Origin of the sequence: Bradyrhizobium sp. S69, assembly GCF_009766005.1 — a bacterium.
Classification (GTDB): Bacteria; Pseudomonadota; Alphaproteobacteria; order Rhizobiales; family Xanthobacteraceae; genus Bradyrhizobium.
This window is the reverse complement of sequence record NZ_LMUK01000032.1, coordinates 133,148-154,357: the sequence shown is the minus strand read 5'-3', so window position 1 is coordinate 154,357 and position 21,210 is coordinate 133,148. Positions and strand designations below refer to the sequence as shown.

20 protein-coding genes are annotated in these 21,210 nt (G+C 62.7%); 13 read left to right on the top strand and 7 right to left on the bottom strand.

Annotated features, from left to right (window positions below):
- The first annotated feature begins 29 nt into the window (after positions 1-29).
- A complete protein-coding gene (locus GSQ88_RS13370; RefSeq protein WP_246735277.1) occupies positions 30-1,205 on the top strand; it encodes a serine hydrolase domain-containing protein in 1,176 nt (391 codons plus the stop codon).
- 1,573 nt (positions 1,206-2,778) lie between these two features.
- On the opposite strand, the gene GSQ88_RS13365 is transcribed toward GSQ88_RS13370, so the two are convergent.
- The gene (locus tag GSQ88_RS13365; RefSeq protein ID WP_159008218.1) at positions 2,779-4,473 is read right to left on the bottom strand and encodes a putative bifunctional diguanylate cyclase/phosphodiesterase; all 1,695 of its coding nucleotides are present in this window, start codon (positions 4,471-4,473) and stop codon (positions 2,779-2,781) included.
- Positions 4,474-4,749: 276 nt separating this feature from the next.
- Between GSQ88_RS13365 and GSQ88_RS13360 the strand changes: the two genes are divergently transcribed.
- Positions 4,750-5,058, top strand: a complete 309-nt coding sequence (locus GSQ88_RS13360; RefSeq protein WP_159008217.1) for a hypothetical protein — start codon at positions 4,750-4,752, stop codon at positions 5,056-5,058.
- A 27-nt stretch (positions 5,059-5,085) separates the two neighbouring features.
- Here GSQ88_RS13360 and GSQ88_RS13355 read toward each other — a convergent pair whose 3' ends face one another.
- From GSQ88_RS13355 to mtgA, 3 genes are all read right to left on the bottom strand, one after another.
- The gene (locus tag GSQ88_RS13355) at positions 5,086-5,793 is read right to left on the bottom strand and encodes a hypothetical protein (protein ID WP_159008273.1); all 708 of its coding nucleotides are present in this window, start codon (positions 5,791-5,793) and stop codon (positions 5,086-5,088) included.
- A gap of 259 nt (positions 5,794-6,052) precedes the next feature.
- A complete protein-coding gene (gene rpmF / locus GSQ88_RS13350) occupies positions 6,053-6,235 on the bottom strand; it encodes a 50S ribosomal protein L32 (RefSeq protein WP_028347701.1) in 183 nt (60 codons plus the stop codon).
- 153 nt (positions 6,236-6,388) lie between these two features.
- Entirely contained in the window at positions 6,389-7,066 is a 678-nt protein-coding gene (gene mtgA / locus GSQ88_RS13345) for a monofunctional biosynthetic peptidoglycan transglycosylase (protein ID WP_502706729.1), read from the bottom strand.
- A 178-nt stretch (positions 7,067-7,244) separates the two neighbouring features.
- On the opposite strand from mtgA, the gene GSQ88_RS13340 reads away from it, so the two are divergent.
- Together GSQ88_RS13340 and GSQ88_RS13335 are read left to right on the top strand one after the other, a co-directional pair.
- On the top strand, positions 7,245-8,168 hold the full coding sequence (locus GSQ88_RS13340) for a polyprenyl synthetase family protein (protein WP_159008215.1): 924 nt from the start codon (positions 7,245-7,247) through the stop codon (positions 8,166-8,168).
- An 8-nt stretch (positions 8,169-8,176) separates the two neighbouring features.
- Positions 8,177-8,863, top strand: a complete 687-nt coding sequence (locus GSQ88_RS13335) for a DUF1345 domain-containing protein (RefSeq protein ID WP_159008214.1) — start codon at positions 8,177-8,179, stop codon at positions 8,861-8,863.
- A 218-nt stretch (positions 8,864-9,081) separates the two neighbouring features.
- Here the strand turns inward: GSQ88_RS13335 and GSQ88_RS13330 are convergent, their stop codons facing one another.
- On the bottom strand, positions 9,082-10,932 hold the full coding sequence (locus GSQ88_RS13330) for a caspase family protein (RefSeq protein ID WP_159008272.1): 1,851 nt from the start codon (positions 10,930-10,932) through the stop codon (positions 9,082-9,084).
- A 126-nt stretch (positions 10,933-11,058) separates the two neighbouring features.
- On the opposite strand from GSQ88_RS13330, the gene GSQ88_RS13325 reads away from it, so the two are divergent.
- The 5 genes from GSQ88_RS13325 to GSQ88_RS13305 all read left to right on the top strand — a co-directional run bounded on the left by GSQ88_RS13325 (position 11,059) and on the right by GSQ88_RS13305 (position 14,781).
- Entirely contained in the window at positions 11,059-11,433 is a 375-nt protein-coding gene (locus GSQ88_RS13325) for a nuclear transport factor 2 family protein (protein WP_159008213.1), read from the top strand.
- Positions 11,434-11,523: 90 nt separating this feature from the next.
- A complete protein-coding gene (gene bla / locus GSQ88_RS13320; RefSeq protein WP_159008212.1) occupies positions 11,524-12,405 on the top strand; it encodes a class A beta-lactamase in 882 nt (293 codons plus the stop codon).
- Between the two features lie 202 nt (positions 12,406-12,607).
- Positions 12,608-14,206, top strand: coding sequence for a Na+/H+ antiporter (locus tag GSQ88_RS13315; RefSeq protein WP_159008211.1), 1,599 nt, complete (start codon positions 12,608-12,610; stop codon positions 14,204-14,206).
- A 66-nt stretch (positions 14,207-14,272) separates the two neighbouring features.
- Positions 14,273-14,503, top strand: a complete 231-nt coding sequence (locus tag GSQ88_RS13310) for a hypothetical protein (protein WP_159008210.1) — start codon at positions 14,273-14,275, stop codon at positions 14,501-14,503.
- Positions 14,500-14,781 carry a type II toxin-antitoxin system RelE/ParE family toxin gene (locus GSQ88_RS13305; RefSeq protein ID WP_159008209.1) on the top strand — a complete coding sequence of 94 codons (282 nt, stop codon included), beginning with the start codon at positions 14,500-14,502 and terminating at the stop codon, positions 14,779-14,781. Before GSQ88_RS13310 ends, GSQ88_RS13305 begins: the two co-directional genes overlap by 4 nt.
- Before the next feature lie 18 nt (positions 14,782-14,799).
- Here GSQ88_RS13305 and GSQ88_RS13300 read toward each other — a convergent pair whose 3' ends face one another.
- Complete coding sequence (locus tag GSQ88_RS13300) at positions 14,800-16,140, bottom strand: Rieske 2Fe-2S domain-containing protein (protein ID WP_159008208.1); 1,341 nt, start codon at positions 16,138-16,140, stop codon at positions 14,800-14,802.
- 254 nt (positions 16,141-16,394) lie between these two features.
- Between GSQ88_RS13300 and GSQ88_RS13295 the strand changes: the two genes are divergently transcribed.
- The 4 genes from GSQ88_RS13295 to GSQ88_RS13280 all read left to right on the top strand — a co-directional run bounded on the left by GSQ88_RS13295 (position 16,395) and on the right by GSQ88_RS13280 (position 20,088).
- Entirely contained in the window at positions 16,395-16,706 is a 312-nt protein-coding gene (locus GSQ88_RS13295) for a hypothetical protein (RefSeq protein ID WP_159008207.1), read from the top strand.
- Between the two features lie 273 nt (positions 16,707-16,979).
- Complete coding sequence (locus GSQ88_RS13290; protein ID WP_174248000.1) at positions 16,980-18,311, top strand: ABC transporter substrate-binding protein; 1,332 nt, start codon at positions 16,980-16,982, stop codon at positions 18,309-18,311.
- A complete protein-coding gene (locus GSQ88_RS13285) occupies positions 18,308-19,264 on the top strand; it encodes a carbohydrate ABC transporter permease (RefSeq protein ID WP_159008205.1) in 957 nt (318 codons plus the stop codon). The genes GSQ88_RS13290 and GSQ88_RS13285 overlap by 4 nt, the downstream gene beginning before the upstream one ends.
- Positions 19,261-20,088, top strand: coding sequence for a carbohydrate ABC transporter permease (locus tag GSQ88_RS13280; protein WP_174247999.1), 828 nt, complete (start codon positions 19,261-19,263; stop codon positions 20,086-20,088). Before GSQ88_RS13285 ends, GSQ88_RS13280 begins: the two co-directional genes overlap by 4 nt.
- Positions 20,089-20,285: 197 nt before the next feature.
- Here the strand turns inward: GSQ88_RS13280 and GSQ88_RS13275 are convergent, their stop codons facing one another.
- On the bottom strand, positions 20,286-21,182 hold the full coding sequence (locus GSQ88_RS13275) for a TauD/TfdA dioxygenase family protein (protein WP_159008204.1): 897 nt from the start codon (positions 21,180-21,182) through the stop codon (positions 20,286-20,288).
- Between the last annotated feature and the right edge of the window lie 28 nt (positions 21,183-21,210).

Here is a 21,210-nt window from a genome sequence, read left to right as displayed (position 1 = left end):
CTTTCCTCTCAAACAGGTCCACCTCAACGATGACAAACCCCACATCGATCTCCGGGTTGGCCGATCTCTCGAACTGGCGTTCTCCCGGTCACAGCCGTTGGGCATTTCGCCACGTCGATCAGATCATCCCGACGGCGCCGATTGAAAATGAGCCTTCGGATATTTCCGAACTGGTCCCGGCCAGCGAGCGCTATCGCGGCTCATTATTTCAAAAATTTCTGCTCAACGCCATTCGCACCGACGCCGTGGTCGTTCTGCGCGACGGCAAGCTTTTGTTCGAATGGTATGCCCGGGGCAACGATGCGCATACGCCGCACATTCTGATGTCCGCGACCAAAGCCGTCATCGGCTTGCTCGCCGGAATGCTGCACGCGACCGGCGATCTCGATCTGGACGCTACAGTGTCGACCTACGTACCGGAGATCGCGCCGACACTCTACCAAGGCGCGACCCTCCGAAACCTGATGGACATGCGCGCCAGCATCGTTCTCGAACCTGAACAGCAACGCGCTTACGAGATCGCAACCAACTGGGAGCCGGCCCAAGGCCGCGAACAAGGCGCGGACCTCGTTTCATTTCTGCAAAGCTTGACGGCGCCGCCACGGGCCCATGGCGGTCCGTTCAGCTACATTTCGGCCAATACCGAATTGCTTGGATGGGCGATCGAGCGCGCCACCGGACAGACCATTGCCACCCTGCTCAGTGCTCGCATATGGAAACCGATGGGTGCCGAACACCGCGCCTATATCACGACCGACCGCAAAGGCCTCGCGCGTTGCGCCGGAGGGTTTTGTGCCACCGCTCGGGATCTGGCCCGCCTCGGCCAGTTGATCGTCGACGACGGGCAGCGAGGCGCCCGCGAGATCATTCCCCCCTCGGTCATCAGCGACATCGCAGACAATGGTGACGCCGACGCCTGGAAAAATGGCGAATGGGGAAAGTCGTTTGCTTCGATCAGCACCAACATGCGGTATCGCAGCGGCTGGTATCTGGTGGACGATCAGCCGAAGACGATGTTCGCGATGGGCATTCACGGCCAGAACCTGTTCATCGACCGCGCGAACCGGATCGTGGTCGCCAAACTTTCATCCTGGAAGCAGCGTATCGATTATGTGCCGCTGTGGGCGACGCATCGGGGATTTGAGCGACTTCAACGGGCGCTGGCTCGGCGCAAGGCCGGTTGTGAAATCGACTTTGCAAAATGAGTTTGAGACGACGCCGCGCCTCTCGTCGGGGCGCTTTTGAGACATACCGACTGTCACCGATGACGTCTGCTTCTAGGGGGAGACCGGAAGTCGTGGCACGCGATTAAAGCGACGCGAATGACCCAAAGCAGACCTTTCGGTTTCGCAAACAGAGATACGTTCGTGTTCAGATCAAATGGTGGGCCTCAGCGAACGCAATTGTGACCAGCACTGAGACGGAAAGAAAAAACAGGAAAAGCACGGGAACGCAGATCAAGCCCAAACGGTACATGAAAGAATTGCTAGTTCGCTCGTAGAGGGAGAATGTGTAATACTTGCTGGGGAAATAGTAAGAGCGGCCATTCGCCAAAAGCCATCTGCCGGTTCTGACTGCCGTCCACCAGATGCGTCCGAACATATAGGCAATCGCGATCGTGCATATCCAAGGGAACAACAGCGTCCACAGTAGCAGCCAAGGGTGCGTCATGGACGGCTTTCGGACTTTGCCTGATCAGCCATCATCTTTCTTTCTGCCCAGCGAGGAAAGAATACGCCCGCTCGAATTTTATTGCATACTCCAACAAACAGGAAGAGCAGCGGGACTACCAGAAGCACCAAGCTCTGCGATGGGCCGTCCGGCAACACATAATTGCGTAGAATAACCGGCACACACCCTACGATTACAATCGCATTTACCCAGCGAGGTTGGCGATAAGGGCCATTCTTATTCATCGCGATATTTTACTGGCGGCAAGCGCTCCGGCAACCTTAACGGGTCTTCACAGTCAATATGACGTAAACTTGGGCGTTGAGGGGCATGGGCTCAAGTCCGCTCATGGCACTTTTCGGACCTCATCACGTGGTCTGCGGATGTCCGCCCACCGACGTCTAACCGGCGGCGTGATTGGCCATGAGAGCCCAGGAGGAGGCGGCCAAAAGCCCTAAGAGCGCGCCGCTCGGCAGGCACACGATCATTTCCCGCATCCCAAAGGTCCCGTCCTTACGCGATGGGGAAAACGACATTGCGATGAGGGCCACGCCGAATCCAACGAGTGCCCCTATGACGAGACCTGCCAATCCGCAGCCGATGACAAACAGCACTCTCATAGACAATCCCCGTCGCCAGATTTGGCAAATGCAGCCCCCGGAGTAACGGCAGGCTCCTAAAGCCGATCGTACAGCAAAATCAAATGCGGCAGCGGGCCGCGATGTTGCTTGCCCCGTTCCAACTACTTCCTCGGACGTCTGCTTTGGCGCAAAGTGGGGATCCCGGCTCAAGGCTGGGATGACGAAAGAAATGCTGCCTCGCTTGATTGCAGTTCGACCATGATGATTGTTGATTGAATCGGCCGCGATTCCCTTCACCCTCCCCTGGAGGGGGAGGGTCGGCTCGCATGGAGCGCAGCGAAATGTGAGCCGGGGTGGGGTGGGCTGAGTTGAATTGGCCACGCCTCGTTCCATTGCGTCGCCACCCCACCCCGTCGCGCCGCGCGCTTCGCGCGCCGCGCCACGACCCAGAGAGCGAGCTTCGCTCGTCTCGACCCCTCCAGGGGAGGGTGGATAAATCCCAGGCTTAATCCAATCTCATCGCGCTTTAACACGCCGCCGGCAGCACCGACGGGGCCGCGGTATTCCAGGGCCTCTCCGACGATGCGAGGCCGATCAGGCGGCCCTGGATGTAATCGCAGCCCCAGTCGCGCAGCATCGCCGCGGATTCGTCGTCCTGAACCCATTCCGCGACGGTCTTGATGTTCAGCCGGCGCGCCAGGTCGATCAGGGTTTGCACGAAGGCGCGATCGTCGGCCGAACGCACCATGTTCTGCACGAAGGCGCCGTCGATCTTCACAATGTCGACGCCGAGCTTGCGCAGGTTGCGGAACGACGTGTAGCCGGCGCCGAAATCGTCGATCGCGATCCGGCTGCCGAAGTTTTTCAGCCGGGTGACGAAGCCTCGGATGTCATCGATATCCTGGATCGCGACGGTTTCGGTGATTTCGACAACCAGCCGTTCGCCGACGCCGGGGGAAGCCCGCATCAGCGACTCGATCGTGCTCCACCATTCCGGATCCATCGTGGTGTCGGGCGAGATGTTGAGGCTGAGATGCACATCCGGCGAGGCCGCAAGCTCCGCGACCACGAGCTCGAGCACACGGTGATCGACCAGCCGGATCAGGCCGAGCCGTTCGGCCACCGGCACGATGTCGGGGGCCAATAGAACCTGCCCATCGCCCTGATCCATGCGGACCAGGCATTCGTAGAACGCGGCATCGCGCGAGCGCGCATCCACCACCGGCTCGAACGCCATCACGATCCGTCGTTCGTTGAGCGCGGTGACGATCTCGTCGGTGACGCGGATATTGACGCGGCGCTGGGCGTCGCGCTCGACATTGGGGCGCCACAGCAAAAACGACCCGGCGCGACGCCGCTTGGCGGTATCGAGGGTTTCGTGGGCGCGGTTGATCGCCTCGTCGGTGTTGCGTGCGTGGCGCGGAATGCCGACCGCGCCGATCGACGCGGTCACCGAAACCGGGCCGGATTTGGTCGGCACCACCTCGTTGCGGATACCGGCCAGGAAGCGCTCGGCCGCGACATTCATGTCGTCGACGGTGCAATTCTTCAGGACCAATCCGAATTTATTGCCGGAGAAGCGCCCGAGCACGTCGCCGGCGCGCAAGCGCGCGCGGATGCGTTTGCCGACTTCGGCGATCACGGCATCGGCGACATCGAAGCCAAAGGCGTCGTTGATGCGCGCTAGATGGTCGATGCCGATCAGCATGAAGGCGCAGGTCGAACGGAAGCGCGTCACCTCCTCGATGGTCTCGGCGAGCTGCGCGATCAGATGGGTGCGGTTGAGCTCGCCGGTCAACGGATCATGCCGCGACAGCTTCATCAGTTGCTGGTCGCGGGCGTGGCGTTCGTTGTTGAGGCGGACGATGCCCTGCACGCGCGCCGGCCTGCCGTCGGGGCCGGCGAACCAGACGCCGGATTCCTCGATCCAGAGCACCGGGGCCGAAGTCTGTGCCCGCACGCCATATTCGATGCGGTAGGGCGCGCCATCGACGCCGCGCGCCAGCGGCGACGGACTGAGCGCCTCGATGCGGATCGAGCGCGTCGGCTCGATCAGCTGCGAAAATTCCGCGCCGCTGGCGAGGGCTTGCGCTGGAATATCGGGAAACACGGCCGCGGCGTGATCGGTCCAGGCCATTGCATCGGTGGCGATGTCCCACACAAAGGCGGCCTGGCCGAGCAGCGCGAGAAGGGTCGAAGCTTGCGGAGGAGCCAATGTCACAATTGCCTCGTTGCGGGACACTGCCGAATTGATTCTCGGCGCACAGGATAGGACTTATTCTGCCGCCGACCCGTTAATAATCTGGAAACCATTGCAACCGCTGGCGGGGAACGATCATCATGCCATCGGCATAGGCTTTGGCACCCCTGCCGCCTGTGGCGCAGCCCTTGCCGAGTTTAGCGCAAGCTTTGCCGACTTTGGCGCAGGCTTTGCGAAGAGAGGATGACGGGACGACGAAATGTCCCGTAACGAGACAGATGATCGCGGTGGTTACCCATGCTGGACGGCGAGCACGCAGAGCAGACGATAGAGTTCGAAGAGATCGACGATGACGTCGCGGTGGAAGCCAAGCTGGACGCCAAGCCCGCTTGCGTCGCTCTGGTGCCGTTCGTGCAGCCGGCGCAATGGTCGCACCACCGGCCGCTGCCGCTGCCCAGTTCGATTTTTGTCACCCAACTGATCGCAACCGGCGGCGAGGAGCCGCAAGCTTCATCGTCGGCAACCGCCTTCGACGCCAACGCCGCCTACACGGCCAACCGGCATCGGCTCACCGGCGCCGGCATGCGGCCGCGGCAAACCGTCTGAACCCCAACCATCCAAGAGAAATTTGAATTAACGCTGAGGCGCGTCCGGCGACGGCGGCGTGCTGTGGCCGGGCTGCGAGCCTTCAGGCTGCAGCTCCGGGGACGCCACTTCCGGCGATACGGGTTGTGACGCAGCCGTCGTTGAGGCGACCGCGGGTTGCGCAACGCTCGGTGCGGGATGATCCAGCAGCACGGATTCGGCGACCGATGTCGCGGCCGGCACCGGCGCGGCAGCTATGGGCGCAGATTCGGGGATATGTTCGGGGACCGGCGCTGGCGCAGGGGCTTGATCGAATTGCGGCTCGACCACCGGCGTTTCGGTTCTCACGACGCTCTTCCTGGCGACATTGGTCGCGGCCACGGCCACCGTCCCGCGGCGGGCGCGCAGCGCGATGCCCGACAGGAAATCCGCCAGCGCGAGCAGCGCCAGCAGGAAATAGGTCGAGGTGCCGAATTTCGACCACAGCACGAATTCCGCGGCCGCCGCACCGAACACGATCAGCGCCAGCAAATGATCCATCAGATATTTCGCGCCGGGACGGGCGCCTTTGATGACCTCGAACATCAGCATCACGATGCCGAGCGCCAGCAGGATATCGCTCAGCGTCACCGGCCACACCGTGCCGGACATCAAGGTCAGCTTCACGACCGGCTCGGCCAAGGACAGGCCGGGCATCAGGAAGACGACGATGTTGTAGATCGCGAGCGGAATCAGAAGCAGCGGAAAACCGACCATGGACATCGGCAAGGCCTTATTGGGAGAACCGGAAAATTGCCGGACGAAGCAGCATTCGCGCCGCCAAGAACCGTCTTACAACAACGGTTGGCCGAAATCAGGCAGGCGCGGTCAAAATCATGTGGGTTGTGGTGCCGCGGAGCTTCACGCGGTTAGCCCGTCTTTGCCGCCGTGCGCGTGAGGCGCGCTGCGCTGCCGATCCCAACGACAATGCCGGGCGATCCATGCCCGGCATTGGTCGATTCGATCAGGCGTCTTTTCAGGATTCTTTTTTCTTCAGGACCTGACGGCCCTTGTACATGCCGGTCTTCAGATCGAGGTGATGCGGACGGCGCAATTCGCCCGAATCCTTGTCCTCGGCATAGGTCGGCTTCTTCAGGGCATCGGCCGAACGGCGCATGCCACGCCGCGAGGGCGATGTTTTTCGACGGGGAACGGCCATATCGGTATCCTCTAGGGGTGTTGGCGGCATCGTCCGCAACCGGACGGCTCAGCGCTTTCGCGCGCAAGCTAAAATGCGGATAAGGCCGGGCTTATAGAGGATGAGGGGTTGCAAAGCTAGGGTCCCGGCGAACGAAAATCGGCCGAAAACACTCTAAAATCCCCGATTTTCACGCCAGCAGCGCTGCAACTCGGCGGACGCGGCCCGGGCGGTATAGGTCCCGGCCAGCCGGCGCACCCCGGGGCCGGGATTACGGGCGCTGCGCTTGACGGGATTGGGCAGGATCGCCGCCATCAGGGCCGCCTCGCGCGGCGACAGGCTGGAGGCCGGATGGCCAAAGGCGTACATCGCGCCCGATTCGGCGCCGAACTGGCCGGATGGCCCCAGTTCGGCAATGTTGAGATAGATTTCGAGGATCCGCTGCTTCGGCAGCACGAAGTCGATCCACAGGGACAGTGGCAGCTCCAGCGCCTTGCGGACCACGCTGCGGCCCGGCCACAGGAACAGGTTCTTGGCGACCTGCTGGGTGATGCCCGAGCCACCACGGGTCACTTCTCCGTCCTCGGCGTCGTCGATCACGTCCTGCAGCGCCTCCCAATCGACGCCGTGATGGCTGCAGAACTTGGCGTCCTCGGAGCCGACCACCGAGCGCGGCAGATAGGGGGACATGGCGTTGAAATCGATCCATTGCCGCGACACCGGCGCGCCGGTCAGCCGGCGCCAGGCCATCAGCGCCGAGACCGGATGGCCGGCGCGATACAGCGGTGCCAACAGATAGGGCAGCAGCAGCACAACCAGCAAAATCAGCAATAAAGTCCGGACAATGCGCAAAATCTCAAGTTTCTGGTTCGGCCCGCGCATGGCAGGAAGCAGGCCTTAAGTGACATCCCCATGATAATCCATGGGTTTTCCAGCGCTTTCAAGGCGCTGGCCACCGGGCTGGCTGCGGAATTGACGAAGCCGGTGCCATCAACGATTGTCCGGCCAAATTGATCTGGAGCTATTCTTAATGACCACCGCGACCGCCACTGATTTTGCACGACGCCTGGACCAGACCGCCGAGGATACCGAGGCGCTGCTGGCGAAATTGCTGTCCGACGCGCTGCTGCCCGACGAGATCGCGCGCCCCAGGCGGCTGATGGACGCCATGCGTTATTCCTCGCTCGGCGGCGGCAAGCGGCTGCGGCCGTTTTTGGTGGTCGAGAGCTCGGCGGTGTTCGGCGTGGCGCGCGAGTCCGCGCTTCTGGCCGGCGCCGCGCTCGAATGCATCCACTGCTATTCGCTGATCCATGACGACCTGCCGGCGATGGACAACAGCGACCTGCGCCGCGGCCGGCCGACACTCCACAAGAAGACCGACGACGCCACCGCGATCCTCGCCGGCGACGGGCTGTTGACCTTGGCGTTCGACATCATCAGCCGCGACGAGATTCACCAGGACGCCATGGTGCGGCTGTTGCTGACCCGCGCGCTCGCGCGCGCGTCGGGCATCGGTGGGATGGTCGGCGGCCAGATCCTCGACCTCGCCGGCGAGGGCCGCTTCGGCGACCGCGAGCCGGTCGATGTGGCGCGGCTGCAGCAGATGAAGACCGGCGCGCTGTTGCGCTATGGCTGCATTGCCGGCGCGATCCTCGGCCAATCGACGCCAAAGGAATACCAGGCGCTCGACGATTACGGCCGCGCGCTCGGCGAAGCCTTCCAGATCGCCGACGACCTGCTCGACGTCGAGGGCGACGCCGCAGCGCTCGGCAAGCCGGCCGGCGCCGATGCGGCGCTCGGCAAGACCACCTTTGTGACCCAGCTCGGCATCGACGGCGCCAAGCAGCGCGTGCGCGATCTGTTGGCCCGCGCCGATTCCGCGCTCTCGATCTTCGGCGCCAAGGGCGACGTGCTGCGCGCCGCCGCGCGGTTCGTCGCCGAACGCAAGAACTGAAGCGGCCGATGACGGGCAACGAAGCCGAAGACGCGCTTCTTGTTCGTTTTCGCAAGATGTCGAAGCCGGTCCGCGTGGTCTATGCGCGGCCGCGCACGTTCATCTCGATCGTGGTCGGGATCGTGGCGTACGCGCTGCTGCCGGCTTCGCTGCGGCAAGTGACGCGCGCGCTGCTCGGCTGGGACATCTTCATCGCAGCCTATCTGCTGCTGGTCTACGCCATGATGTTCCAATGCGGACTGGCGCGCATCAAGCGCAACGCGGTGCTGCAGGACGATGGCCGGTTCCTGATCCTGCTGGTGGTCGCGCTCGGCGCGTTTGCGAGCATCGCGGCGATCGTGTTCGAGCTCGGCGCCTCGCAGCACAGCGTGCCGGCGCTGGCGCTGGCCACCGTGACCATCGCGCTATCCTGGGCCGCGGTGCACACCATCTTCGCGCTGCATTACGCCCATGAATTCTATCGCGGCGCCAAGCCCGGCGGCCTGCAATTTCCAAGCGGCGACACCCATGAGAACGCCGACTACTGGGATTTTGTGTATTTCTCGTTCGTGATCGGCATGACCGCGCAGGTCTCCGACGTCGGCATCACCGACAAGACCATCCGCCGTACCGCCACCGCGCACGGCATCGTTTCGTTCATCTACAACACCGCGCTGGTCGCCCTGATGGTCAACATCGCCGCCAGTGCGATTTGATGTTCAGCCCACCTCTCCCCGTCGGGGAGAGGTCGATTTGCTCCCGGCGATGCGAAGCATCGTCCGGCACAAATCGGGTGAGGGGCGCTTAACGAGAGGCCGTAACCCCTCACCCCAACCCTCTCCCAACGGGAGAGGGAGCGCGCTGTCGTTGCTGCTATGGCTTGATCTAATCTAATCTCATCTCATGATGCGCTAGCCGCATCCCGGAATGACGCTCAATTACAGACCTGCACATTGCCGCCGCCGCCTTCGACCGGGCCGCCTTGCGCGGTGGTTTTATATTCGACGTGGCATCCCCGGGAGACCGCAGCGCAGCCGCTGATGCCGCAAACGACCTGGCCCGCACCGGATCCCGACGCCCGCTGCGACGCCCTCGGCCTGGGGGCGCTGAATTCCGGCGCGTCGCGCTCCGGCAGATCCCGGTCATATCGATCGGCGCGACCCGCTCGTTCGCGGCGGTCGTTGCGTTCGCGCGCGGCGGTCGGGGTTTTACCGCGCCGCTTCTCGCATTCATTGTCGTCGTTGAGGAACGATCCGTCCCCGCACACGATTCTGCCACAGCGATCGCCCTCGGCCTTAAAACCGTGTTCGCAGACCAGCGGGCACACCCGCGACGATTTCTGCTTGATCGCGTCGAGCGTATCGAGGCTCGCGGCCTTGACGTCGAACCTGGTTCCAGCGTTGCGGTTGAACAGCGTCAGCGAACGCTGCGAGGCCGCGTTCCACTCTCCATCGGCCGCGCCGGTCAGGCAGCCGACCCGGCGCAATTCGATCTGAACGGATTTTGCCAGATCGGCTTGCGGCGGGGGCCCCGACGTCAACGCCGCGACATTGGTTTCGTGGGTCTTTGGGGTCTCTTGCGTCTTTTCGGCGGTGCCGGGAACCGCGACTGCGGCGGATGTCTCTACCGTCGCGCGCTTGCGTTCGGCATCGGCGGCTTGCTCCAACGCCACCTGCTTGGCTTTTTCGGCGGCGATGCGGGCCTGCTCGGCGGCCTTCGCGTCGGCTTCGGCGGCCTGCAATTGCTGCGCGGTTTGCGCGCCTTCAGCGGCCAACCGCGCCCGCTGCTGTTCGGCCAGCCGCGCCTTTTCGGTCGCGGCAATCCCGGCTTCCTCGGCGGCAATTTTGGCGAGCTGAATCCGGGCTAGGTTGGCATAGAAGCCATCTGGATATTGCGCGACAAAAGCGTTCAACGCGTCCTTATTGCCGACCTGAAGCGCCAGTTCGTAGTCGCGGCGCGCCTCGGACTGGGCACTGGGAGCGGGAGTGGTTGGTGCCGCGGCCGGAGCCGGCACCAGCGGCACATCGTCGCCGCCGAGCGAGCCATAGACAAACGGCTCCTGCCGGTTGGCGGTGTCTTTCAGCACGTCGTCGCGGACAAATCCAAAGGCGCGCCGCACATCGAGGCCCGGCGTGGTCAGATGTTTAGACAGAGCAATGGTGAACGGGCTGTTGGTGCTGTCGCCATCCAACGCCGTCGAGCCGGCCTTGGCGGAATAGGCGATCAGCGTATTGGGGCTCGCCGGCTCGACCTGGGCGAGGCCGCGCCCGATCGCGCGCGAGGCCACCGTCCGCTTCATGGATTTGGCGAACGGATTGTCGCGGCAGGCATCGAGGATCACCAGCCGCAACTGCTTGGCGGGCTCGATCGCCACCAGCACCCGGTCCAGCGAAACGGCTTCGTCGTAGACGTCGGTATCCCGTTCCAGTTTCGCATCCACCGGAATCAGATAATTGGTGCCGTTCACCTCCATGCCGTGGCCGGCGTAATAGACCACCGCGATATCGGCGTCGCGGGCGCGATCGGCGAAGTCGCGCAGCGCACGGCGCAACTCGGCTGCCGGAACATCGTGGCGGGAATCGACGACATCGAAGCCGGCATTCTTCAGGGTTGCCACGATCATCGCGCCGTCATGGACCGGGTTCGGCAGCAGCGCCACGTTTTGATAGGCGGAATTGCCGACCACCAGCGCGACGCGCTTGGTGGCAGAGGCCGGCTGACACAGCAGCAGCAACGCCGCGGCGAACAAAAATCGGTGGCATTTTCGCAATGCAGGCCAATTCATCATGACGCGCCCGACTGAGGAACCCTCTGGTCTTTAGTGCGCCCAGACCGCTTTCGGTTCAGCCTTTGCCAACCCCGCTTTTTGCGTCCAAAATCGAGCTCACAACCGGGTTTAGGAGATCTAGCCATGAGTCACGACCGTTCCACCGTTGAAGCCGTCGTCGGCCATTATTTCGACGCCCTCTACGAAGGCAATGCCGACAAACTGGGGGCGATCTTCCATCCCTCGGCCGATTTGCGCTGGCTGGAAAAGGGCGAGTTACAGGTGCTCACCGTGCCCGACTGGCTGGGCCGGGTGCGGAAGCGGCCATCGGCCAAGGCCGAGGGCAAGCCGCGCGAGGATTTTATTGTGACCATCGACCGATCGGACGCCTCCACCGCCTTCATCAAGGTGCGCTGCCAATTGCCGCCGCGCTATTTCACCGACTATCTGGTGGCGATGAAGCTGAGCGACGGCTGGCAGATCGTCTCGAAATCCTACCGCTACGATCTGCGCGAATGAACGCCACGCCGATCTGGCGCGCAACGCCATAATCCTGACGCGGAAGACTGGCGAAGCTCTCGGCCGTCAGTCTTCTAAAAGGATTTGTTCGTGACGCTTAATCGACGTGCTTTGCTGGTGGCGGCATCGGGGTTAGCCGTGTGGCCGGCGCTTGCCCAAAAAGCCGAAGACAAAACGACCGACGCAACGCTCCCTGCCCTCACGGCCTACGAGCGCGAGACCGGCGGAAGGATTGGCGTTTACGCCGAGAATCTCGTGACCGGCGCCAGGATCGCATGGCGTGCCGAGGAGCGCTTCGTGATGTGCAGCAGCTTCAAGGCCTCGCTGGCGGCCTTCGTGCTGGCCCGGGTCGACCGCGGCGAGGATCATCTGGAACAGATGGTGGCCTATGGGCCGCAGGATCTGCTCGAATATGCCCCGGCCGCCAAACAAAACCTCGCCAAGGGCGCGATGTCGGTGGCCGAGATGTGCCAAGCCGCCGTCGAACTCAGCGACAACACCTGCGCCAATTTGTTGCTGGCGCGGGTGGGCGGCCCATCCGCGCTGACCGCATTCTGGCGTTCGACCGGCGATAGCGTGACGCGGCTCGACCACAACGAACCCGAACTGAACCGCTCGCCGCCGGGCGATCCGAACGACACCACCACGCCGACGGCGATGGTTGGCAATCTGCGGCTTTTTTTGCTCGGTGAAGTCTTGTCGCAGCCATCGCGCGAGCGGCTCACCGACTGGATGTTGAACTGCAAGACTGGGAACAACCGGCTGCGCGCCGGCCTGCCGAAAGACTGGCGGATCGGCGACAAGACCGGCAACAACGGCAAGGATGCCTCCGGCGACATCGCCGTGGTGTGGCCGAGACCGGACCGACCGGTGCTGATTGCCGCCTACACGCAAGGGGGCTCGCCGAGCGCTGCGCAGCTCGAGGCCGTTTTCAGCGAAATTGGCCGAACGGTCGGCCGGCAGCTCAGCTAGAGCCCCGTTCCGATGGAATCGGAACGGAGCTCTAGTCTTTTGTTTTGACGCGTTTTCTTCACGCGAACCGGTGCCCACTTCGCTCGAAAACGCTTTGGCCCTCGATATCCTGCGACGGATCGGCGCAGATTCCGCCCGCGCGCGGCATTGACCGCGCTTGCCTTTCCGGGCGAATGGAAAAGGGCGAGGGATTTTCGAGACCGTGGAAGCTACGTTCCAGATTTTTCTGATTTTGCTGGCGGTGCTGGCCGGTACCGCGCTGATGGCGCGGCGCCTCAATGTCGCGCCGGCGATCCTGCTGATATTGACCGGCATCGTGCTGGCCTTCGTGCCGGGCATGCCCTCGCTGGAATTGCCCCCGGAACTGGTGCTGCTGGTGGTGTTGCCGCCGCTGATCTATTCGGCCAGCGTCGCCATGAGCTGGCGCGAATTCAAATCCAATTTGCGCCCGATCATCCTGCTGGCGGTCGGCTGCGTAATCTTTACCGCCTTCGCGGTCGCCGCCGCGACGCATTATTTGATCGGGCTGCCGTGGGACGTCGGCTTCCTGCTCGGCGCGATCGTGGCGCCGCCGGACGTGGTGGCGCCCCTGGCGATCGCCCGCAGGCTCGGACTGCCGCGGCGTATCCTGGTCGTGCTCGAGGGGGAGGGATTGGCCAACGACGCCACCGCGCTGATCCTGTATCGGTTCGCGGTGGTGGCGATTTCGACCGGCGCGTTTTCCCTGCCGAAAGCAGGCGGCAGCTTCGCCGCCATCGTCGTCGGCGAGGTGCTGTTCGGCGCAGCCGTGGGCTGGCTCAGTCTGAGGATGCGCTACCGCGCGCGCGATCCGCAGGTCGAAATCACGCTATCGCTGATCACGCCCTATGTCGCCTATTGGCTGCCTGAGCATTTCGGCGGCTCGGGCGTGATCGCAACCGTTGCCTGCGGGCTCTATATCAGCTGGAACGGCCCGCTGTTGATTTCGGCGGCGACCCGCTTGCAGGGCATCTTCTTCTGGAACTTCGTGATCTACCTGATCGAGGGCCTGCTGTTCCTGCTGACCGGCTTCCAGATGCGGTCGCTCTACGAAAAATCGAAAGCGTTTCCGCTTCACGACATCCTGTTCGCGACCGCTTTGGTCGCGGTGATCATCATCGTCGCGCGTTTCGCCTGGGTCTATCCCGCAACCTATCTGCCGCGCTGGATCAGCAAGCGGATTCGCCAGCGCGATCCACCTCCGTCATGGCGGACCATATTCGTGATCGCCTTCACCGGTGTGCGTGGCTCGGTATCGCTGGCCGCGGCGCTGGCGCTGCCGCTTGTGCTGCCCAGCGGCGAGGCCTTTCCGTATCGCGACCTCATCCTGTTCATCTCGTTCGGCGTCATCCTCGTCACGCTGCTCGGCCTGGGCCTTGGGCTGTCGCCGGTGGTGCGCTGGCTCGGCGTCGCCGAGTTCGGGCGCACCGAGCATGTGGCGGATATCGAAACGGAAGTCGCGGCGCGCCGCGAGGCGTTGGGAGCGGCCCTCGCCTCGCTCGACGCCATCACCGATGACCGCGAATTGTCCGACGAGGTGGTCAAGCTGTTGCGGGCTCGCCATGAGACCCGCATCAACCAGCTACCGGATTCGCTCGATCCCGCCGTCGACGATGTCACCGCGGCCGGTATAGATCTGACCCGCGAACTGATCGGCAAGGAGCGCAAGTTCATTCACGTGCTGCTGCGCGACGGCAAGATCACCGACGAGATCAGGCGCCGGATCGAGCGCGACCTCGACCTGGAGGAAGCCAGCCTCGCCAACCGCGAATATCGGAAGTGATGAATCTGTAAGGGTTAGGCGATCAAACCGCATGCAAAACAACCAAATATCGGGTAAAGTTCGCTCATGACACGAGAAGGACTGGAAATCCTGCTGGAGCGCGTCTCAACCTGGCCTGAAGAGGCGCAGGAGGAGTTCGTGAAATCGGTCGCCAACATCGAAAGCAAGCACTTCGGTATCTATCCACTGAACGAAGATGAACGAAGTGCTGTGCGACGCGGTCTAGCGGAAATGCGTGAGCGCAAGATTGCGAGCGACGACGCCGTCGCTGCGGTATTTGATCGCTATCGTTCGTGAAGGTTCGTTGGTCCGAGACCGCGCTAACCGAAATCGAAAATATTTTCGCCTATGTCCATCAACGCAATCGGTCCGCTGCTGCCGCGGTCGTAAGCCGGATCGAAGGGCTAACCTCATTGCTCGGGGAATTTCCGCTGATCGGACACCTGACCGATGAAACGCACGTTCGTATGCTTCCCGTTGTGCGCTACCCCTACTTGATATTTTACGCGATCGACCATGGCGCCGATGAAGTCGTTATCCTGCACGTCAGGCACGGCGCGCAAAAACACCCCTGATTTAAGCAGGCGAATGCCCTACTCCGCCGCCGCGTTGCGGCCGGGGCCTCCGACATAGCCGTTCGCGTCGCCGAAGCGTTCGACCATGACAGCATTCAGATCCTTGGATTTGTGGGTAACGCAGCCGCCGGAGCGCACGGTGTAGCGGTCCTGATGCGCCAGATGCGCGGGTGGCTGGCCCTGTTGCAGGGCGCGGGCGGCTTCCATCACCAGCTTGCGGAAATGCATGATGCCGAGATCGGTCGGGCCGAGATGTTCGCGGGTTCGGTCGGCGATCGGGCCCTGGCTGTCCTGCACCGCGGCATCCTGCTCGGAGACGCCCTTGATGCCGGTGTAGCTGGAGGTCTTCTGCAGCTTGCGGTCGATCAGATAGTCGTTGGCCTTGTTGCGCAGCGGCACGTAGTTCTCGTCGACCACCGACATCACGCCGTTGCCACGGTTATAGCCATCGCGCTCGGCAGGGGTCAGCGGACGATCCGGATTCCAGGCATAGGTGTAGATCCAGCAACTGGTATCGGACACCGGTACAAAACTCTGGCCGAAAATATTTTCGCCAGGCATCGAACTCGGCGCATAGCTATGCACCGGCATCAGGAACTGGGCGATGCGCCAGTAGATGTTGTCGCCGCCGGTGAGCCGTCCGCCGGCGACCGTTAAGCCTGCCTCGTGCGGGTTGATCTTGATCACGGGCCGCGGGTCTTCGGCGATCCATCGCATGTGATCGGTCGCGACCCTCGTCAGCGGATTGACGAAGTGCTTCTTGATGTCGAGAATTTCGTTCTCTTCCTTGTCGAAGGAAAGATGCGCGAAGGTGAAATGCGCGGTGTCGATCGAGCCTTCCATCGCCTGTACCCAGTTGCAGTCCTGCCATTTCTTGGTGACGTAGCGGTGCGAGGCCGGCACCAGCGCCATCTCCAGCGCCGGCAGTTCGGGCACAGAATCCGCCGGTCCCATATAGGCCCAGATCATCTCGCCCCATTCGCGCACCGGATAGGATTTGATGCGGATCAAATCCTTGGCGTTGAGATCGGGATACGACGTCGGCATATCGACGCAGCGGCCATCGGTATCGAATTTCCAGCCGTGATAGACGCAGCGGATACCGCATTCCTCGTTGCGGCCGAGCCAGAGATTGGCGCCGCGGTGCGGACAATATTGATCGATCACGCCGACCACGCCGCGCGAATCGCGGAACGCCAGCAATTCCTCGCCCATCACCACGATCTTCTTCGGCGGCCCGTCGGCTTCCAGCAATTCCTCCGACAACAGCACGGGCAGCCAGAAGCGGCGCAGCAATTCGCCCATCGGGGTGCCGGCATCGCTTTCGGTGAGAAATCGATTGTCTTCTGCGCGGAGCATGGGTGACCTCCGGGTTTTATGTTGCTTTTGCCCAAGATTGACGCAGGCCGGACCGGGCGTCAACGCGATTGGGAACAGGGGCATCCTCCTGGGCTGCGGGCTGTCCTCTTGGGCCGTCCCCTTGTCGTGCGGCAGACGCGTCCTAAAGCCGCACATCCCAGGATGGAGCCTGACAACACTGCTATTTCAGGTAACAATATTTCCATTGATGCCAACCCATTTACCGCAGCACTATTTTTCAGAGGGAAATAATCATGGCTACATCGGTAACGGAAATTCACGCGGCGCTGGAAACCGCGTGCCAGCTTCTCAAGGGCGTCGTTACGAGCTACCAGCAGACGATCAAGGCCTTGGAAAACCAGATACTCGGCAACGAGGAGAACCTCAACACACTCCATGCGCAGACAAATCCCGATCAGAGCACACTCGACCAGATCAAACAGATCAGCCAGATGCTGACGAGTTTGCGAGACCAGCTCTCCAAGCAGCAGGACGGTCTCGTCGCGGCCCAGGCCGACTACGAGGCCAACTGCCCTCCCCACCCGCCTTCCCCACCGACCAAATAAGGATTCGCCAAGGCGGGAAGCTGGTATTCCCGCGGGACCAAGTGTCCGTCGTGGCTGGAGCGAAAGCTTCGGTCCAGCCACACGGCCTCCTCACGCCGGCCACGCCGCGTGAATCGCCGAACGCCAGCAATTCCTCGCCCATCGCAGCCCAAAGCCTCCGTCAACGCGTGTTCGGAGCGACAAGCCATCACGACCCGGTTGTGAGAAATCCGGCAGATGCTAGTGTCGCATCAAAATAAGATGATCCAAGGAACGCAAAAGGGGGAGGCAACAATGAAAACAATCAAGAACAGCCTGATTTCGCGCCGTCACGTTCTTGCGGGCTCTGCCGCGGCCGGCCTGTTCGGGCTGACGGCGCCGCGGGCCTATGCGGCCGAGGTGAATTGGAAAAAATACGCCGGCACCACGCTCGAGGCCAATCTGGTCAAGGGGCCGCGCGGCGAATTGCTGCAAAAATATGCCACCGAATTCACCGACCTCACCGGCATCACGGTTGAATCGGAAATCATCCCGGAGCAGCAGCAGCGGCAAAAGGCCGTGATCGAACTGACCTCCGGCAAACCCAGCTTCGACATCATCCACCTCAGCTATCACGTGCAGAAGCGGCAATTCGACAGGGCCGGCTGGCTCGCCGACCTCACCGGCTTCATGAACGATCCGGCCATGACGGCGCCGGATCTGAGGGTCGATGACTTCTCCGCCGGCGGCTTGAAATTCGCCCAGAACGACAAGGGCGAAATGCATTCGCTGCCGTTGTCGGTCGACTATTTCATTCTCTACTGGAACAAGGAGATCTTCGCGAAAAAGGGCGTGGCGCTGCCCAAGACCTTCGACGAGATGGTCGTCGCCGCCGAGAAGCTCAACGATCCCGCCGCCGGCATTTACGGCTTCACCGGCCGCGGCTTGCGCAACGCCAACATGGCGCTGTGGACCAATTTCTTTCTCAACTATGGCGGCGAGTTTCTCGACGACAAGGGCAATATCCTGACCGACGGGCCCGAAGCTGTCGAAGCCACCAAGATGTATCAGCGGCTGATGAAGTCGGCGCCACCTGGTGTCGTCGGCTTCAACTGGATGGAATCGATGGCCTCGCTGACACAGGGGCGCGCCGCGATGTGGATCGACGCCGATGGCTGGGCGCCGCCGATCGAGGATCCCACCGCCTCGCGTGTGGTCGGCAAGATCGGCTATGCGCTGGTGCCGGCCGGACCGAAGGGACAATACTCATCGACCTATGGCGACGGCATCGGCATCGCCCAGGCCAGCACCAAAAAAGAGGCCGCCTATCTTTATTGCCAATGGGCGGTCTCTAAAACCATGGGCGCGCGGCTGCTACAGGCCGGCGGCGGGGTGCCGTTCCGCAACTCGATCCTCAACGACGAGGCCGTGCGCAAGGGCGTCAAGACCCAGGAGTGGCTGGATTCGGTGATCGGCTCCGCCAAGATCAGCAAGCTCGGGCTGCCGGTGATCGTGCCGGTCGCGGAATTCCGCGACATCGTCGGCGCGGCGCTGACCGCGACCCTGTCGGGCGCCGATCCCGCGACCGAGTTGAAGAAGGCCAACGATCAATTCCGGCCAATCCTGGAGCGCAGCGAAAAAGCGTGAGCGAAGCAACCGCGACAGCGCAGGGTCAGGTTCAGTCCAAGACTCGACCAGAACCCGACGCGCAGGGGACGGTCGGGTGGGAACGGCCGTCTTATTGGCCGTTCATCGCCCCGGCGTTGACGGTGGTGCTCGCCGTCATCATCTTCCCGTGGGCCTACACGATCTGGATGAGCCTGCACGAATGGAAGGTCGGCTCACCGCCGACCTTTGTCGGCCTCGCCAATTACATCCGGCTGCCGAGCGATGCGCGCTTCGTCGAATCGATCGGGCATACGCTGGTCTATACCGCGCTGTCGGTGGTGCTGCCGCTGATGTTCGGCACCCTGGCGGCGGTGATTTTTCACAACAAGTTTCCGATGCGCGGCCTGCTGCGCGGGCTGTTCATCCTGCCGATGATGGCAACGCCGGTCGCGATCGCGCTGGTGTGGACCATGATGTTCCACCCGCAACTGGGCATCCTGAATTATCTGTTGTCGCTGGTCGGCATTCCAGCACAGCTCTGGGTGTTTCATCCCGACACCGTGATTCCATCGCTGGTGCTGGTCGAGACCTGGCAATGGTCGCCGCTGGTGATGCTGATCGTACTCGGCGGCCTCGCCGCGATCCCGAGCGAGCCCTACGAGAGCGCGCAGATCGACGGCGCCACCCGCTGGCAGACGTTTCGCTACATTTCGCTGCCGCTGATCATGCCGTTTCTGTTCATCGCCGGCATGATCCGGATGATCGACGCGGTCAAAAGTTTCGACATCATCTTTGCCATTACCCAGGGCGGTCCCGGCAGCGCATCGGAGACCATCAACCTGTATCTCTACAGCGTCGCCTTCGTGTACTACGACGTCGGCTACGCCTCGGCGATCGTGGTGGTGTTCTTCGCCCTGATCGTGGCACTGGCGGGCGCGCTGTTGCGGCTGCGCCAGACCACGCACTGGAACGATACCGGAGGCAGCACATGAGCCGCTTCCGGGAGTTGCTCGGCCGTGCCGGCCTTGCCTTCGCCCTGCTGGTGATCGTGTCGCCGGCGGTCTTGTTTTTCCTCTGGATGATTTCGCTGTCGGTCAAGTTCGAGATCGACAACGCCTCCTATCCGCCGGTGTTCATCCCCGAGCATTTCAACTGGGGCAATTATGCCGCGGTGCTGTCGTCGAACCGGTTCTCGACCTATTTCATGAACAGCCTGATCGTCACCGGCGCGGCCACCGCGTTCGCGCTAGTGGTCGGGGTGCCCGCGGGCTATGGCCTCGCCCGGATGCGGGCGCACAAGGCCGCGATCGTGATCCTGATCGCCCGCATCACGCCCGGGCTGTCTTATCTGATTCCGCTGTTTCTGTTATTCCAGTGGCTCGGCCTGCTCGGCACGCTGTGGCCGCAGATCATCATCCACCTCGTGGTCACGGTGCCGATCGTGATCTGGATCATGATCGGCTATTTCGAGACCACGCCGATGGAGCTGGAGGAATCCGCACTGATCGACGGCGCCAACCGCTGGCAGATCTTTCGCTATGTCGCGCTGCCGATCGCGCGGCCCGGCATCGCGGTCGCCTTCATCCTCGCGGTGATCTTCTCCTGGAACAATTTTGTGTTCGGCATCGTGCTGGCCGGGCGCGAGACCCGGACGCTGCCGGTCGCGGTCTACAACATGATCTCGTTCGACCAGCTCAGCTGGGGCCCGCTCGCCGCCGCGGCGCTGATCGTGACGCTGCCGGTGTTGCTGCTGACGGTGTTCGCGCAACGCCAGATCGTCGCGGGACTGACCGCAGGGGCGGTCAAGGGCGGCTAGAAGATAATGGGTTTGGATTAAGCCGGCGACGGCCGGGAGTGCGTTCCCTGGATGCTGCGCAGCACGCCGCTTCGGCGTGATGCGCTGCTGATCCGGGGTCCACGTGCGCTGGAGCCGTAGCTGGGTCCCGGTTCTGCGGAGCAGCGCAGAAGAAGCGCTGCACCGCGCCCGGGACACGAATCCAAAGTCGTCGAGGCCTAAACCGGCCGTTCACCCTTCACGGTGACGCGGGTGCCGGCGCGGGTGTGGGGCCAGTAGTCCCACATCGCGCGGTGCTGGGCACAGCGATTGTCCCAGAACGCGATGGCGTTTTCGGTCCAGCGGAAACGGCACTGGAACAGCGGGTTCTCGGCGTGCTGGTAGAGATAGGCCAGCACCGCGTCGCTCTCGTCGCGGGGGATGCCGATCAGGTGGCGGGTAAAGCCGCGGTTGACGTAGAGCGCTTTCTTGCCGGTCACCGGATGGGTGCGCACCACAGGGTGCTCGGCGCTCGGATAGGCCGGCCGGTCGGCGACGCCGTAATTGGCGTAGAGCCCGCGATAGGTCTGCTCGCCGTCATGCAGCGCGGTGAGCCCGTCGAGATAGGCCTTCATGCGGTCCGACAGCGCCTCATAGGCCGCGTACATATTGGCGAACAGCGTGTCGCCGCCGCGCGGCGGGCATTGCTTGATGTAGAGGATCGAGCCCATCGGCGGCTCGACATCGCAGGAAACATCGGTGTGCCAGCCCTCGCCATTGGCGCGTGGGCTATCCTTGTCGGCATAGATCTTCATCAGCGCCGGATCGTCGCCCTCATGGGGGGCTGCGGGATGAATATGCAATTCGCCGAACTTGCGGCCGAAGGCGAGATGCTGCTGCGGGGTGATGTGCTGGTCGCGGAAGAAGACCACGAGGTTTTCGGCCAGCGCGCGATGAATTTCGTCCATCTGGCGATTGGAGCGCGCCTCGTCGGAAACCAGTCTGCCGATGTCGACCCCGGAAATCTCGGCGCCGATGATCGGTGTCAGCTTCTCGACCGCGATGGTCTCGTAGGGTTCGGTTTCGTCGGCGACGTGCCGATAGCGCGGTCCGGTTTTGCTGGACAACGAACTCATGCGCGTTCCCCCGTTCGTTCGAACACGG